This window comes from Acidobacteriota bacterium (assembly GCA_034211275.1).
GTDB lineage: Bacteria > Acidobacteriota > Thermoanaerobaculia > Multivoradales > JAHZIX01 > JAGQSE01.
On the sequence record JAXHTF010000073.1, the window covers coordinates 1 to 14142 of the forward strand.

Here is a 14142-nt window from a genome sequence, read left to right on the forward strand (position 1 = left end):
CGGTGCGCAGCGGCTCGTACCTGGAGCTGGAGCCCGCCGCCGCCAGGACTACCGACAACGCCACCGTCAGCACGGGCGTCAGCACCGACGGCAGTTTGGGCGAGCTGCCGCCGCTACGGCGCTTCTCGCCCCAGGAGGTCCTGCGGCTCTTGGGCTTCGGACCGGACTTCCACCTGCCGCCGCAGCTCTCCTCCGCCAACGGCTGGCGGCTGGCGGGCAACAGCCTGTCAGTCCCGGCGGTGCGCCACGTGCTGGCGGCGATTCCCGACCTCGCCCAGCGCAAGGAGCCACCTGGACCCAGCCGGTAGGGGCGCCCCTCATCCAGCTGCTAGAGTGCCCTGGAGGCCATCCTTCCCCGCCATCCACCATGTTTCCCATCCGCGACAGCATCCCCACCCGCCGCACGCCGGTGGTGACCTATGGGCTCATCGCCGTCAACCTGCTGGTCTTCCTCTACCAGCTCAGCCTCGGCCCACAGCAGACGGAGGTGCTCTTCTACCTCTATGGCATCGTGCCCGCCCGCCTCACCGACGCCGCCTGGGCGGCACAGGTGGGGCTGCCCTTCAGCCTGGTTCCCTTCCTCACCACCCAATTCCTCCACGGCGACCTCTTCCACCTGGTGGGCAATCTGTGGATGCTGTGGATCTTCGGCGACAACGTGGAGGACCGCCTGGGGCGCCCGCGCTTTTTGGCTTTCTACCTGGGCTGTGGTTTCGCCGCCGGCGGGCTGCATTTTCTGACCAATTGGAGCTCTCAGATCCCGGCGGTGGGGGCCTCCGGAGCCATCGCCGGCGTCCTCGGCGCCTACTTCCTCCTCCACCCCACCTCGCGGGTCCTGACCCTCGTGCCGATCTTCTTCTACCCGCTTTTCGTCGAGCTGCCGGCCTTCGTCTTCCTCGGACTGTGGTTTTTGCTCCAGCTCTTCAGCGGCACCGCCAGCCTGCTCTCCTCCGGCGGCGCCGGCATCGCGTGGTGGGCTCACATCGGGGGGTTCGTGGCTGGTATGCTGTGGCTTCGATCCTACCTGCGGCGCCATCCTCCGGCCCCTCAGGTCACCTATCCGTACGGACCCCAAGGACCGCCGGTCATCGATCTCGAGCCGCCTCCCCACGAGGTGCCGCCTCGCGACCCTCGCCGCCGCTGGTAGGTAGGAGAATGGTCCTTCAGGAGACGATGCCATGGTGCAAGAGCTGACCGTATCCATCCCCGGCCAAGGCCTCCACGAGATCACCCCCCAGGTGGCGCAGGTGGTGGCGGAGAGCGGCGTTCCCGAGGGCCTATGCACCGTCTTCATTCGTCACACCTCCGCCAGCCTGACCATCCAAGAGAACGCCGACCCCTCCGCCCGCCGGGATCTGGAGAATTGGCTCAATCGCCTGGTGGAAGAGAACGACCCGCTCTACACCCACACCCTCGAGGGCCCCGACGACATGCCCTCCCACATCAAGGCCGCCCTCACCGCCACCTCCCTCTCCATCCCGGTCCTCGACGGCCGCCTGGCCCTTGGCACCTGGCAGGGCATCTTCGTCTGGGAACACCGCCGCCGCAGCGGCCAGCGCAACCTGGCCGTGCATCTGTCGGGCTGATCGCAAGCCCGCCGGTCCGCAAGGCGTCCTGACAAGTCTGCAGACCGCTTCCCCCATCGTGTCGCTTGTCCGCGCTCCCTGGCCAAGCCGAGGACCCCGACTCGATTATTTTGCATACGATTTAACCATGTTATACTTAGAGTATTCGTCTCTTGATTCGCCCTCGTGCATGGGGACGTGATTCTCTCCAGCGTTGGAATGACCGGGACCATGGTCCACGAACCGCTCACCAAGGAGGTTTCCATGAGCACATTCCGGTTCCACCGCTCTTTCCGACTCTCCGCCAACCATCTGTTGGCACTCTGCCTGGCTCTTCTCCTGATCACGGCGCAAGCAGCCGGCGCCCAAGACCCAGCCCAAGCCGTCAGCAGCTCTCCGGTTGATCGGCAATCTGCGGAAGCCATCACCGAATACTGGACACCGGAGCGCTTGGCCGGCGCCAAACCCATGCCCATGCCCACCCTCGACCCTGCCTCGAAAGCTCGGGAGTCGGGTCAGACTGAGGCCTCCGCCCCCGGGCCCATCACCGGTCTGGTCGGTTCCAGCGGCCTCCCGGGGGATTTGCCGTTGGAGGAGGAGGTCAGCTTCTCGGAGCTCGACGCTCCAACGGAGTTTGGTACCTATCCCTTTTCTTACACCCGGTTTCAGCTGTATCCCATTTCCATGTACAAGCGGCTTCAACCACATATGGCCGTGGGCAAGCTGTATTTCACCATTCCGGGACAAGGCAATTTCGTCTGCTCCGGTGCCAGCATCAACTCGGCCAATCGAGCAGTGATCTGGACCGCGGGTCACTGTGTCTACAGCCCGGGAATTGGCTACCACACCAATGTGCTGTTCGCACCAGGACATGCCAACGGCAATCACCACAACGGGACCTTTGCGGCCTATCAGCTTTCGACCCTCACCGGTTGGGCCAATAGCGGCCTGTTCGAATGGGATATGGGGGCTATCGTCGCCCACCGCGGAGGACTGGGAAGCCCCGGTCTTCTAGGAGACAAGGTAGGCTTCCTCGGCTTTATGTTCAACGCCCCGCGGGGCCAACATTTCCATGCCGTCGGGTACCCTGCGGCGCCTCGGGATCTCAACACCACTCCGCCAGGGCCGCAATTCGACGGGGCCCGCCAGCAGATCTGTGCCGCAGCTTGGGCGGTCAACGACGACCCGCCAGGCGGGTCCGGTGACCCCAACACGATCGGCATCGGTTGCGACAATACGGGCGGTGCCAGCGGCGGGCCCTGGATCGTGGACCGTAGTAAGTTCGGTGGCTCTACCAACTTCATCACCGGCGTCAACAGCTATAAGTATGGGGGCGGACCGCCGTTCAGCTTGCGGATGTACTCCCCTTACCACGGAGATGGAGCCGTGAACCTGCGGGACGCCGTGCAGGGCGCCACCGTTCCCTGACCTCTCTCCGAACCGTTCCGCCAATATCCACTCTTTGGGGGGAGTCCCATCCCCCCTCCGAAGAGCTTCTACCGACTCCAGCGCAAGCGCCTCTCCGGCAGCCTCTGAAACCGGTGTCGAAAAACCATCGCCAAGGTCTCGCCGTAGTCAAGATCAGCGGGTAACATAATGCTCTGCTGACATGACGCTCCAACGCTCGAACTCGCGAGGACCCCGATCTATGCTTCCAGCCCGCCTTCTTCCTGCCCTTTCCCGACTGTTCATCGGCGGCTTGGTCTTCGCCCTTTGTTGGAGCTCTTGGGGGGCGGCGGCGCAGGATACCGGAAGCGGGGACGCTCAAGCCGAGGAGCAACCCCTCAGCACCCTCGACCCCAAGCTCTTCCCCCTGCCCGGAGAGCTCGAGCCCAACGTCCGGTTCTGGACCGACGTCTTCACCCGCTACAACAGCCATCAGCTGGTGCTCCACGACGAGGAGTACCTGGAGGTGGTCTACGCGGTGCTGGACTTCACCCAGCTGGAGACTTCCCAGCGGCCCGACGCTGAGCGCCGGCGGATGCGCCAGAAGGCGATTCGGGATGCGGAGCAGAAGTACCGGTTGATCCTCCAGCGGCTGGCCCGCGGCGAGGAGCCCCACGACCCGGGCACCGAGCGCCGGGTGGAGGCCCTCTTCGACCACATTCCCGGGGGGCGGTCGAAGTTCGTGGCGGCGGCCCAGCGCTTCCGCACCCAGCGCGGGCTCTCCGACGTCTTCGAGCAGGCCATCGGGCGCTCCGGGCGCTACCTCCCCGCCATGGAGGAGGCCTTCGCCCGTCGGGGGCTCCCGAAGGCCCTGACCCGCATGGCCTTCGTGGAGTCCATGTTCCAGGAAGGCGCCCGCTCCAAGGTGGGGGCCGGCGGGATGTGGCAGATCATGCCCGCCACCGGCCGCAGCTATCTCTCCATCGGCCACGAGGTGGACGAGCGCTTCGACCCGCTGATGGCGGCGGAGGCGGCGGCTCAGATTCTCCAAGAGAATTATCAGAGCCTCAAGACCTGGCCCCTGGCGGTTACCGCTTACAACTACGGCGCCAACGGCCTGCGGCGGGCGGTGCGCAAATTCGGCACCCGGGACCCGGCGGTGATCTTCGCCCAGCATCGCACCCGCACCTTCGGCTTCGCGTCGCGCAATTTCTACGCCGAGTTTCTCGCCGCCGCCACCGTCTACGAGCTGCGCCAGCATTATTTCCCCGGCGTCCATCCGGCACCGCGGCTTCGCTTCGACGAGTTCCGACCCGACAGCTACGTTTCGGCGGTGGAGCTGGCAGACCGCTCCGGCATCGATCTCGATGATCTGAAGAAGCTCAACCCGGCCCTCAGCTCGGAGGTCTGGCGCGAGGATCTGCTGATCCCCAAGGATTACCGCCTGCGACTGCCGGTGGGAACCGGCGGCAAGGTCTCCGGCGTCTACGCTGCCCTGCCGGCGAGCAGTAAGTCATCCCGCCAGGCGGGATACCGCTACCGGGTCCGCCGCGGCGACACGTTGAGCGCCATCGCCGCCCGCTATGGCACCAATGTCCGCGCCCTGCAACGGGCCAACGGCCTGCGTAGCGCCCACAGCATCCGCATCGGTCAGGTGTTGTTGATTCCCGGCAGCCGCCCGTACCGCTCCTCCGCCGCCCGGGCGGCCCAGGCCAGCGTCTCGGAGCCGACGGTCCACGTCGTGCAAAGGGGCGAAACCCTGAGCGCCATCGCCGAGCGCTACGGCACCAGCACCTCCGCCATCACCGCCAACAATGGACTGCGCAGCTCCCACCGCATCTACCCCGGCCAGCGGCTGCAGATCCCCGCCGGCAGCGGCCCCCGCCGCCACGTGGTCCAGCCCGGCGAAACGCTGGGGGAGATCGCCCGCATTTATGGCACGTCCGTCAGCGCCCTGAAGCGCGCCAACCACATCCGCAGCCACATCATTCATCCGCTGCAGACGCTGATCATTCCGTAGAGGGAGCTAGTCTCCGCGGGCGCGGAAGCGGTAGTGGCCCACCCACCACTCGTTGCCGCCACGGTAACCGAAGAGCTCCTCGCAGGCCATGAAGAAGAGGCGCCAGCGCTGCACCCAGCGGCGCCCCTCACCAGAGCCGTAGACCTCCTCCAGCACCTCCTGGACGCGGTCCCGGCGGGCGTCCAGGTTGTCCAGCCAGGCGCGGGCGGTGCGCTGGTAGTGGGTGCCCCGGACCCGCCAGTGGCGATCCAGCACCAGCCGGCCCTGGAAGTAGAGCGGCAGGGAGTCGGAGGGCATCAACCCGGCGGTGAAGAAGTGCCGGCCCATCCAGTTGCCGGCTCCCTCGGTCTCGAAGAGATAGGCGTAGTCCCGGTGGCAAAAGACGTGGAAGAAGAGGCGGCCGTCGGGACGCAGCCATCCCGCCACGCGGCGGAAGAGCTCGTGCCAGTTCCGTAGGTGCTCGAACATCTCCACCGACACCACCCGATCGAAGCGCTGATCGATCTGGAAATCGTTGATGTCGCTGGTGATCACCCGCAGATTCTCCAGTCCCCGTTCCGCCGCCCGTGCCTCGATGAACTGGCGCTGGGAAGCCGAGTTGGACACCGAGACCACCCGGCTGCCGGGATAGCGCTCGGCCATCCACAGCGAGAGCGAGCCCCAGCCGCAGCCGAGCTCGAGGATCTCCTGGCCGTCTTCCAGATCCGCCCGCCGGCAGGTGAGCTCGAGCATCGCCGCTTCCGCCTGGTCAAGGCTGTGGACGCCCTCGGGAAAGAGGCAGGAACTGTACTTCAGATGCTTTCCCAGAACCTCCAGGAAGAACTCCGCCGGCACCTCATAATGCTGCTCGTTGGCCTTCTCCGGCAGCACCGCCAGGGGGGCGTCGGCCATCTCTTCCAAGAGCTGCTGGACACCCTCCCGGCGCGCTTCCGGATCGCCCTCATGGCCGAGCTGCAACCGGCGGCGGAGCAGAGCTCGGATGCCTTGGCGCACTAAGACGTCGGGCACCCGGCCTCGCTCCACCCATTCGAGAACCGCGTGGATCATGCTGGTAGTTCCTTCTCTTTCATACTCGGACGGCGACGGGATCGCGCCGGCACAGCGGCTTGGTGAGGAGCATCTGCACGTCTCCGATGACCCGCTCCTGAAAGCCCCCCTCGCAGTAGCACAGGTAGTACTCCCACATGCGCACGAAGCGCTCGCCGAAGCCCAGCTCCCGCACCTTGGCCAGGTTGTCCAGAAAGCGCCGACGCCATAGCCGTAGGGTGGTGGCGTAGTCCGGTGTGATGTCGTGAAGATGAAAGAGCCGCAGATCGGTGGCTCGGGCCAGGCATCGGCTCATCGCCTCTACCGACGGAACGCAGCTGCCGGGGAAGACGTAGCGCTGGATGAAGTCCACCGAGCGGCGGTACCGATGATAGGCCTGATCGGCGATGGTGATGGCTTGGAGCAGCATCATGCCCTCGGGCTTCAGGAGCTCGCTGCAGCGGCGGAAGAAGAGCTCCAGGTAGCGATCCCCCACCGCCTCGATCATCTCGATGGAGACCAGCTTGTCGTAGCGGCCCTGGAGGTCCCGATAATCCTCCAACAGGATGGTGACTCGATCCTCCAGACCGGCTCGGCGCACCCGCTCGGCGGCGAATTCGTACTGACGGCGGGAGATGGTGGTGGTGGTCACCCGGCACCCGTAGTGCTCGGCGGCGTGGACCGCAAAGCCGCCCCAGCCGGTGCCGATCTCGAGCACGTGATCCTCCGGCCCCAGCTCCAGCTTGCGGCAGATGAGATCGAGCTTGGCCCGAGACGCGTGAGCCAGAACTTCGCCGGCCCGCTCCGGATCCGCCTCTCCGGCGCTTTCTTCGAGGGCCCCCTGCTCGAAGACCGCGCAGGAATACATCATGGTCTCGTCGAGGAAGAGCTGGTAGAAATCGTTGCCCAGATCGTAGTGAGCGGAGATGTTGCGGCGGCTGCCGGTGCGGGTGTTGTCCCGCAGGCGGTGGATCAGGCGCTGGAGAGGCCCGGAAAGCCGGGCCATTCCGGTCTCCAGGCGATCCAGCGCCGCCCGATTGCGCGCCAGCACCCGCACCACGGCGGTGAGGTCGTCGGTGGTCCACAGACCGTCCATGTAGGCGTCGGCGGCTCCCAAAGCACCGCCGAGGGCCAAGCGCCGGTAGAACCGGGGATCCTGCACCTGCACCGTTGCGCTCAAGCCAAGGCCGTCCCCGTCCTCCCTCGCAGATGGGGCCTCCCTGGCAACCTGAGGCTCCTCGCTGGAGAGAGCTTGCCCGAAGACGTGGCGCTGAGTCCCTTCCAAGAAGATCAGCTCGCCGTGCTCCAACGCCCGCAGACGGCTCAGCACCGCCCGGCGCAGCAGACCGTCGAGCCAGCCGCCGGAGCTCTCCCGAGCTGCCAGAGTACCGAGCTCCGCACCGTCGAAATCCATGCCATCACTCATCGGCTCTCCTCCTCGAGTTGCCGTTGCTGCTCAGGGTGCCTCTGCTTCTTGGGGTGAGAATGAAACGGCGTCCCCTTGAGCCATAGCCGGAGCGCCTGGAAGTAGATCGCGGCGCTCACCCGGGCGGTCATCCACGGATAGCGCACCAGCACCCGAGCCAGCGCCGGCCCGCTGATCTCCCGGCGCCGCAGGCTGAGGGTGGCGTCGAAGAAGGCCTGTTCCTCACCCCGCCGGTAGTTGTCGATATGGGCCACCAGCGACTCTCCGGGGGGCGTGAAGCGCCAATCGTAAGTCTGGTCCATGGCCATGAAGGGAGACACGTGAAAGACCTTCTCGTGACGGTAGCGCCGAGTGCCAGCGACGGGGTCCGGCGCCTCCGGTTGGGGATCCAGCTCCGGTGTCAGCACGTAGCGGTGTACCTCGTCCCACGGCGTGTTGCGCACCTCGGCGATCACCGCTTCCAGGCCCTCGCCGGCGGCGTCGAAAAGGTAGAAGAAACTCACCGGGTTGAAACCGTAGCCGAAATAGCGGGGATGGGTGAGCAGCCGCACCGGTCCCTCGGGACGCCGGCCGCACTCCGTCTCCACCAGATCCCGGGCGGCCTCCGCCAAGGATCCTTCGGAGCCGCCGAGATAATCCTCCGACCGCAGCCGCGCCGGGGCCCACCGGCGGGTAGACCACAGCCAGCGGCCGGCGAAAACTTGATCTAGCTCGTCGAGATCAAAATACATCATGAACAGGCGGTAGCGAAATTCGTGGCCGCTGGGAGCCCGCCGACGGTGGCGGACCCAACCCTCGTAGATACCGCTCTCCATGCTCACCAGTCCCGCCCGAGACTCCGCGCTACCCGTAGCGCACTGACCACGCCGTCCTCGTGGAAGCCATTGCCCCAATAGGCGCCGCAGAAATGCGTCCGCCGCCGGCCACCGATCTCGTCGTAGCGCGCCTGGGCCGCCACCGCCTCGGGGGTGTAGACCGGATGAGCGTAGGGAATGCGCCGAAGGATGCGCCGGGGGTCGATGCCCTGATCCCGGTTGAGGGTGACGCAGAAGGTCTCCGGCGCCGGCAGCCGCTGGAGGATGTTCATGTTGTAGGTCACTGTCACCGGATTCCCGGGGGACTCCGCCAAGCGGTAGTTCCAGCTCGCCCAGGCGCGCCGGCGGCGCGGCAACACCGATGCGTCGGTGTGCAGGATGGCCTCGTTGGCCTGATAAGGAATGGCACCGAGGATCTCCCGTTCCGCATCGCTGGGATCCCGCAGGAGCTCCAGAGCCTGGTCGCTGTGGGTAGCGAGGATGACCTGATCGAAGGTCGGGGTCTCGCCGGTTTCTAGGAAGAGGCGCACATCCCGCTCCCGCCGCTCGACCCCCACCACCGGCGTGGCGACCCGAATACGGTCCCGAAAACCGGCGGTGATCTTCTCCACATAGCGCTGGGAACCGCCGCGGACCACCCGCCATTGGGGCCGGTTCTTGATGTTGAGCATGCCGTGGTTGTCCAAGAAGCGCACAAAGAAATTCGCCGGGAAGCTCTCCATGGCGTCCACCGTGGAGGACCAGATGGCCGCTCCCATGGGCACTACATAGTGCTCCACGACCTCGCGGCCATAGCCTCCCCGGCGCAGCATCTCCCCGAGAGTCGGCGGGGCACCGCCGGACGCCGCCAGGGCTTTGGCTTCACGGTTGAACTTCAGGATATCGAAAATCATGCGATAGAACGACGGCCGAACTAAATTGCGCCGCTGGGCGAAGAGAGTGTCGAGGGTGTGGCCGTTGTACTCCAGGCCGGTGCGCGGGCAGAGAACGGAGAAACTCATCTCCGTCGGCTGGTTCGCTACGCCCAGCTCGTCGAGCAGGCGGATGAAGTTCGGGTAGGTCCAATCGTTGTAGACGATGAACCCCGTATCCACCGCCCAGGTGCGGCCGCCGGACTCCACCTCCACCGTATGGGTGTGACCGCCGATCCGCTCGTCCGCCTCGAAGACCGTCAGGTCGTGTTCCGGAGACAGCAGATAGGCCGCGGTGAGGCCCGAGATTCCGGTTCCAATGATGGCGAGTTTCATCAGCGCGAGCTTTCTTCAGCAAGGGAAGAGCATTTCCCTCCCTAACCTTCGTTCCCCGGCGCGCATCGGATGAGACGGATTAGGAAGATGGTGAACGTCTGGAATGACAGGTACGCTATCCTACGCGCGAGCTCTGGCCGAAGACTGCGGAGGTTTTATGACCCCTTTGCCCAATCCCCTGAACGCCGTTCAGCAGCGAATCCTCGGAGCCCTGCTGGAGAAGAGTCAAACCACGCCGGATTACTACCCCCTGACCGTCAGCGCCCTGACCGCGGCGTGCAACCAAAAGAGCGGCCGCGAGCCGGTGATGGAACTGAGCCAGGACGAGGTGGTGGACGGCCTCGAAGCCCTGCGCCGGGATGTCCTGGTGTGGCGCAGCGAAGGTGCCCGCAGTGAACGCTGGAGCGAAGGAGCAACCCGCCGGCTCCAGCTCTCCGACCCGTCCCGGGCCGTGCTCACCCTGCTCCTGCTGCGCGGCCCCCAAACCCCCGGCGAGCTGCGTTCCCGTAGCGAGCGCATGCACTCCTTCTCGTCGCTGGAGGAAGTGCACGAAACCCTGGACGAGCTAGCCAGCGGCATCGAGCCCATCGTGGCGGAGCAGCCTCGGCAGCCGGGGCAGAAGGAAACCCGCTGGGCGCACCTGCTGGGCGACCTACCCTTGGAGGAGACCTCGCCACCCCACCAGGCAGCTCCCCCCGGCCTGCCAGAACCGACAATGTCAGGCCCCGACCCGGCGCCGGGCGCTACCCTGGCTCCGGAAGCATCCTCCGGTCTTGCTGCCCGGGTGGAGACTCTAGAGCGCTTGGTCCAGGAGCTGCGCATCGAGGTCGCCGAGCTCCGCCAGGCGCAGCGCAGCACCCACTCGTGAGCTCTACCGCCCAGCCTCCCCGCCATCGCTGGGACGTCTCCCCGAAAGAAGCGGTGGCAATCCAAGAACGTCACGCGAGGGAAATCGAGCTCCAGGACCGCCTGCCCCCGATCCGCCGGGTCGCCGGGGTCGACGTCGGCTTCGAGCCCCTCCCCGGCGCTCCGCCACGCCGAGGCCGCGGCTTCCAGCGGGGCCGCACCATCACCCGCGCCGCGGTGGCCGTCCTCTCCTTCCCCGACTTAGAGCTCATCGAGCACGCCATCGCCCGCCAGCCCACCGACTTCCCCTACGTCCCAGGCCTGCTCTCCTTCCGAGAGGTCCCTACGGTCCTCGAGGCCCTGGACCAGCTCACTACACCCCCGGACCTCATCCTCTGCGACGGCCAAGGCCTCGCCCACCCCCGCCGCTTCGGCATCGCCTGCCACCTCGGCTGGTGGCTCGACCGCCCCACCCTCGGCGTCGCCAAGAGCCGGCTCGTGGGCGAGTACGAGGAGCCGGGCTCCGACAAAGGCTCCTGGACCCCCCTCCACCACCGCGACGAGGTCATCGGCGCCGTCCTGCGCACCCGCACCAACGTCAAACCCGTCTTCGTCTCCCCCGGCCACCGCATCAGCCTCGAAACCGCCCTCCACTACACCCTCGCCTGCACCCCCCGCTACCGCCTCCCCGAGACCACCCGCCACGCCGACCGCCTGGCCTCCCAGCGCGGCTAATACCCTCAAATTAATCACTTCCAACGAGCACTTCCAACGAGGCGGACCCAATTGTTGATGCACCCTTTGCCTCAGGGGGGACCCACTTGTTGGTGGCTCACAACAAACCTCTATCCGCCACCCAAAACCCTCAAAGGAAAGGACTTGAAGACCATTGACCCAGCCTCACATGGCGCAACTGTCCACCCGAGCCCATACACGGGGCACCCAAATGTTGATGAGGCCCAGGTAGAATCGGAATATAAGGTGCCATATATGGCATACTCTCCCCATGGTCAAGACCACTCTCTATCTCGAAGACTCCATGATGCTCCGGCTCAAGGAGCTGGCGCGCTCTGAGGGCCGGAAACAATCCTCCTTGGTCCGCGAAGCGCTGCAGAGCTACTTGGATCAACACCAGCGCCCGGAGCCCAAGGGCATCGGGAGTTATCGCAGCGGCCGGGAAGATATCTCCGAGCGAGGCGAGGAGCTGTTGGCGGAACGGCCCCGGCCCGGGTCGCGATGATCGTTGCGGACACCGGCGGCATCTATGCCCTCTACGATGCCGGGGATCGGCATCATGAAGCGGCGCGGATTATTCTGGAAAGCACCTCCGAGCCCCTCATCGTGCCACTACCGGTGGTCGCGGAAGTCGATTACTTCCTCACCCGCTACCTCGGAGTCGATGCCGCTCTCGACTTCCTCGACAGCCTGCGATCCGGTGCCTTCGCCCTCGATCATCTCAAGACGGGCGACCTAGACTTCTGCTACAAGCTCATCAAGCAATACCAGGATCTCGCCCTGGGTTTTGTCGATGCCAGCGTTCTCGCCGTCGCCGAGCGGCTGGGCACTCGCACCATCCTCACCCTCGACCATCGAGATTTTCGAGCCGTCGGCAGCAATTCCCACGGTCCGTTGGTTCTCTATCCGGCCGACCTCTGAGCCCTCCCTCCAGTCAGGGGGACCCACTTGTTGATGGTTGGTCTTAGCTTCTAGATCCTCGTGGACCGAGCCATGATGCTCGCAAACCGAACGGGTCAGTCGGGCACGTTCTTCCGCAGCTCATCCAGCCACGGCCCGGCACCGGAGTCACTGGGGGCGCGCCAGTCGCCGCGGGGGGAGAGGGAGCCGCCGGAGCCCACCTTGGGGCCGTCGGGCATGGCAGAGCGCTTGAATTGGCTGGTCTGGAAGAAGCGGCGGAGGAAGATCTCCAGCCAATGCTTCACCGCCGCCAGGTCGTACTCCCGCCGCTCGTCGTCGGGTAGGCCCCGGGGCCAGACTCCCCGCGTGCGGTCCCGCCAGGCGTGCCAGGCCAGGAAGGCGACCTTCGAAGGCCGGAAGCCGTAGCGGCTGACGAAGTAGAGATGGAAGTCCTGGAGCTCGTAGGGACCGATGACGTCTTCGGTGCGTTGCGCCGGCTCGTCGGCGTCGTCGCCGGGCACCAGCTCCGGCGAAATCTCCGTCTCCAGAATCGAGCGGAGCGTCTCTCCCACCGAGGCTTCGAAACGCTCCCGATCGATATTCCACCGAATCAGATATTGGATCAGCGTCTTGGGCACCGAGGAGTTGACGTTGTAGTGGCTCATCTGGTCGCCGACGCCGTAGGTGGTCCAGCCCAGGGCCAGCTCCGAGAGATCGCCGGTCCCCAGCACCAGAGCTCCGTGGTGATTCGCCAGCCGGAAGAGATGGGAAGTGCGCTCGCCGGCCTGCACGTTCTCGAAGGTGACGTCGTGCACCGGCTCGCCGTCGGCGAAGGGATGATCGATGTCTTCGAGCATCTGCCGCGCCGACGGCCGAATGTCGATCTCCGCCGCGCTCACTCCCAGAGCCCGCATCAGCGCCCAGGCATTGTCGTAGGTGCGCTGAGAAGTGGCGAAGCCCGGCAGGGTGTAGGCCAGAATGTTGGTTCGGGGCAATCCCAGGCGATCCATGGCCCGGGCGGCGACGATGAGCGCCTGGGTCGAGTCCAGCCCGCCGGAGACGCCGATCACCACTTTCTCGATCCCGGTGGCCCGAAGACGCTGCATCAGCCCCTGGACCTGAATGTTGTAGGCCTCGAAGCAACGCTCGTCGAGCTCCGCCTCCTCCCGAGGCACGTAGGGGAAGCGGGGAACTTCCCGCAGCAGGCTCTCGACCTCGGCGGGACGCTCCAACGGCACCGAGATCCGCCGGAAGCCTTTCAGCCGCTCCCGATGATCGGCGGCGCAATCGTGGAAGCTCGTAAGCCTAAGACGGTCCTGGACCAGGCGTTCCAGATCGACGTCCGCAAGCACCAGGTGGGGCTCGTCGGCGAAGCGCTCCCCCTCCGCCAGCAGGTCGCCGTTTTCATAGATCAGGGCATGACCGTCCCAGGCCAGATCGGTGGTGGACTCGCCGGCGCCGGCGGCAGCGTAGAGATAGGCGGCGACGCATCGGCCGCTCTGGGACTCCGCCAGCGTGCGGCGCCAGGTGGCCTTGCCGACGGTGATATTGCTTGCCGAAAGATTGCACAACACCGTCGCCCCGGCCATCGCCGCGTCGGAGCTCGGCGGCACCGGCACCCACAGGTCCTCGCAGACCTCGGCGTGAATCACTAACTCCGGCCAATCCTCGGCGACAAAGAGCAGGTCCCGGCCAAAAGGAACGTCCTGCCCCAGCAGCTCCACCGTCGGGCTGAGCCCGAAATCCCCGGGAGAGAAGTGTCGACGCTCGTAGAACTCGCGGTAGTTGGGCAGGTAGGTCTTGGGCACCACCCCCAACAACCGCCCCCCCTGCACCGCCACGGCACAGTTGAAGAGCTGGCCACCCAGGCGCAGCGGTGCTCCCGCGAGAATCAGCGGCCGCAGTTCCGTGCTCGCTCTCACCAAGCCGCCCAAAGCCTCCAGGACGGCGTCCAGCAAGGCGTCTTGGTGGAAGAGATCCTGGTTCGAATAGGCCGACAGGCCGAGCTCGGGGAAGAGCGCCACCATCGCTCCCTCCTCCGACGCCCGCCGCGCCAGCTCCACCGTGTGTTCGAGGTTGAAAGCTGGATCCGCCACCTTCACCCGCGGCACGGCAACGGCCATGCGGGCGAAACCGTGACGATAGGTCGAAGCAAAGGGCAAGCTCTTCATCGGGG

The 14142-nt window shown here is 65.9% G+C and carries 14 protein-coding genes; 9 read left to right on the top strand and 5 right to left on the bottom strand.

From position 1 onward, the window contains the following. From SX243_12810 to SX243_12830, 5 genes are all read left to right on the top strand, one after another. The coding region (locus SX243_12810; GenBank protein ID MDY7093845.1) for a DNA cytosine methyltransferase at positions 1-308 on the top strand (308 nt) is incomplete at its 5' end. 59 nt (positions 309-367) lie between these two features. Further along, the gene (locus tag SX243_12815) at positions 368-1147 is read left to right on the top strand and encodes a rhomboid family intramembrane serine protease (protein MDY7093846.1); all 780 of its coding nucleotides are present in this window, start codon (positions 368-370) and stop codon (positions 1145-1147) included. 31 nt (positions 1148-1178) lie between these two features. Continuing rightward, entirely contained in the window at positions 1179-1586 is a 408-nt protein-coding gene (locus SX243_12820) for a secondary thiamine-phosphate synthase enzyme YjbQ (GenBank protein MDY7093847.1), read from the top strand. 243 nt (positions 1587-1829) lie between these two features. Then, positions 1830-2993: a hypothetical protein gene (locus tag SX243_12825; protein MDY7093848.1), complete on the top strand. Its 1164-nt coding sequence runs from the start codon at positions 1830-1832 to the stop codon at positions 2991-2993. 220 nt (positions 2994-3213) lie between these two features. Next, positions 3214-4971 carry a LysM peptidoglycan-binding domain-containing protein gene (locus SX243_12830; GenBank protein ID MDY7093849.1) on the top strand — a complete coding sequence of 586 codons (1758 nt, stop codon included), beginning with the start codon at positions 3214-3216 and terminating at the stop codon, positions 4969-4971. 6 nt (positions 4972-4977) lie between these two features. Here SX243_12830 and SX243_12835 read toward each other — a convergent pair whose 3' ends face one another. From SX243_12835 to SX243_12850, 4 genes are read right to left on the bottom strand one after another with little or no spacing between them, the layout of a single operon-like run. Next, positions 4978-6015 carry a cyclopropane-fatty-acyl-phospholipid synthase family protein gene (locus SX243_12835; GenBank protein ID MDY7093850.1) on the bottom strand — a complete coding sequence of 346 codons (1038 nt, stop codon included), beginning with the start codon at positions 6013-6015 and terminating at the stop codon, positions 4978-4980. A gap of 22 nt (positions 6016-6037) precedes the next feature. Further along, the gene (locus SX243_12840; GenBank protein MDY7093851.1) at positions 6038-7423 is read right to left on the bottom strand and encodes a cyclopropane-fatty-acyl-phospholipid synthase family protein; all 1386 of its coding nucleotides are present in this window, start codon (positions 7421-7423) and stop codon (positions 6038-6040) included. Next, a complete protein-coding gene (locus tag SX243_12845) occupies positions 7420-8238 on the bottom strand; it encodes a DUF1365 domain-containing protein (GenBank protein MDY7093852.1) in 819 nt (272 codons plus the stop codon). The genes SX243_12840 and SX243_12845 overlap by 4 nt, the downstream gene beginning before the upstream one ends. Positions 8239-8240: 2 nt before the next feature. Next, on the bottom strand, positions 8241-9485 hold the full coding sequence (locus tag SX243_12850; GenBank protein ID MDY7093853.1) for an FAD-dependent oxidoreductase: 1245 nt from the start codon (positions 9483-9485) through the stop codon (positions 8241-8243). A gap of 157 nt (positions 9486-9642) precedes the next feature. Between SX243_12850 and SX243_12855 the strand changes: the two genes are divergently transcribed. The 4 genes from SX243_12855 to SX243_12870 all read left to right on the top strand — a co-directional run bounded on the left by SX243_12855 (position 9643) and on the right by SX243_12870 (position 11987). Next, complete coding sequence (locus SX243_12855) at positions 9643-10353, top strand: YceH family protein (GenBank protein ID MDY7093854.1); 711 nt, start codon at positions 9643-9645, stop codon at positions 10351-10353. After that, positions 10350-11066 (top strand): deoxyribonuclease V, encoded by a 717-nt coding sequence (gene nfi / locus SX243_12860; GenBank protein MDY7093855.1) that lies wholly within the window; start codon positions 10350-10352, stop codon positions 11064-11066. The genes SX243_12855 and nfi overlap by 4 nt, the downstream gene beginning before the upstream one ends. A gap of 271 nt (positions 11067-11337) precedes the next feature. Then, the gene (locus SX243_12865; protein ID MDY7093856.1) at positions 11338-11571 is read left to right on the top strand and encodes a ribbon-helix-helix protein, CopG family; all 234 of its coding nucleotides are present in this window, start codon (positions 11338-11340) and stop codon (positions 11569-11571) included. Next, positions 11568-11987 carry a PIN domain-containing protein gene (locus tag SX243_12870; GenBank protein MDY7093857.1) on the top strand — a complete coding sequence of 140 codons (420 nt, stop codon included), beginning with the start codon at positions 11568-11570 and terminating at the stop codon, positions 11985-11987. Before SX243_12865 ends, SX243_12870 begins: the two co-directional genes overlap by 4 nt. A gap of 95 nt (positions 11988-12082) precedes the next feature. Here the strand turns inward: SX243_12870 and SX243_12875 are convergent, their stop codons facing one another. Next, positions 12083-14137 carry an NAD(+) synthase gene (locus SX243_12875; GenBank protein ID MDY7093858.1) on the bottom strand — a complete coding sequence of 685 codons (2055 nt, stop codon included), beginning with the start codon at positions 14135-14137 and terminating at the stop codon, positions 12083-12085. Positions 14138-14142 lie beyond the last annotated feature (5 nt).

What these genes read in the sequence shown, in the direction of transcription:
- SX243_12815 (MDY7093846.1), top strand. Translation starts at nt 368, where the DNA reads ATGTTTCCCATCCGCGACAGCATCCCCACCCGCCGCACGCCGGTGGTG.
- SX243_12820 (MDY7093847.1), top strand. Translation starts at nt 1,179, where the DNA reads ATGGTGCAAGAGCTGACCGTATCCATCCCCGGCCAAGGCCTCCACGAG.
- SX243_12825 (MDY7093848.1), top strand. Translation starts at nt 1,830, where the DNA reads ATGAGCACATTCCGGTTCCACCGCTCTTTCCGACTCTCCGCCAACCAT.
- SX243_12830 (MDY7093849.1), top strand. Translation starts at nt 3,214, where the DNA reads ATGCTTCCAGCCCGCCTTCTTCCTGCCCTTTCCCGACTGTTCATCGGC.
- SX243_12840 (MDY7093851.1), bottom strand. Translation starts at nt 7,423, where the DNA reads ATGAGTGATGGCATGGATTTCGACGGTGCGGAGCTCGGTACTCTGGCA.
- SX243_12845 (MDY7093852.1), bottom strand. Translation starts at nt 8,238, where the DNA reads ATGGAGAGCGGTATCTACGAGGGTTGGGTCCGCCACCGTCGGCGGGCT.
- SX243_12850 (MDY7093853.1), bottom strand. Translation starts at nt 9,485, where the DNA reads ATGAAACTCGCCATCATTGGAACCGGAATCTCGGGCCTCACCGCGGCC.
- SX243_12855 (MDY7093854.1), top strand. Translation starts at nt 9,643, where the DNA reads ATGACCCCTTTGCCCAATCCCCTGAACGCCGTTCAGCAGCGAATCCTC.
- SX243_12865 (MDY7093856.1), top strand. Translation starts at nt 11,338, where the DNA reads ATGGTCAAGACCACTCTCTATCTCGAAGACTCCATGATGCTCCGGCTC.
- SX243_12870 (MDY7093857.1), top strand. Translation starts at nt 11,568, where the DNA reads ATGATCGTTGCGGACACCGGCGGCATCTATGCCCTCTACGATGCCGGG.
- SX243_12875 (MDY7093858.1), bottom strand. Translation starts at nt 14,137, where the DNA reads ATGAAGAGCTTGCCCTTTGCTTCGACCTATCGTCACGGTTTCGCCCGC.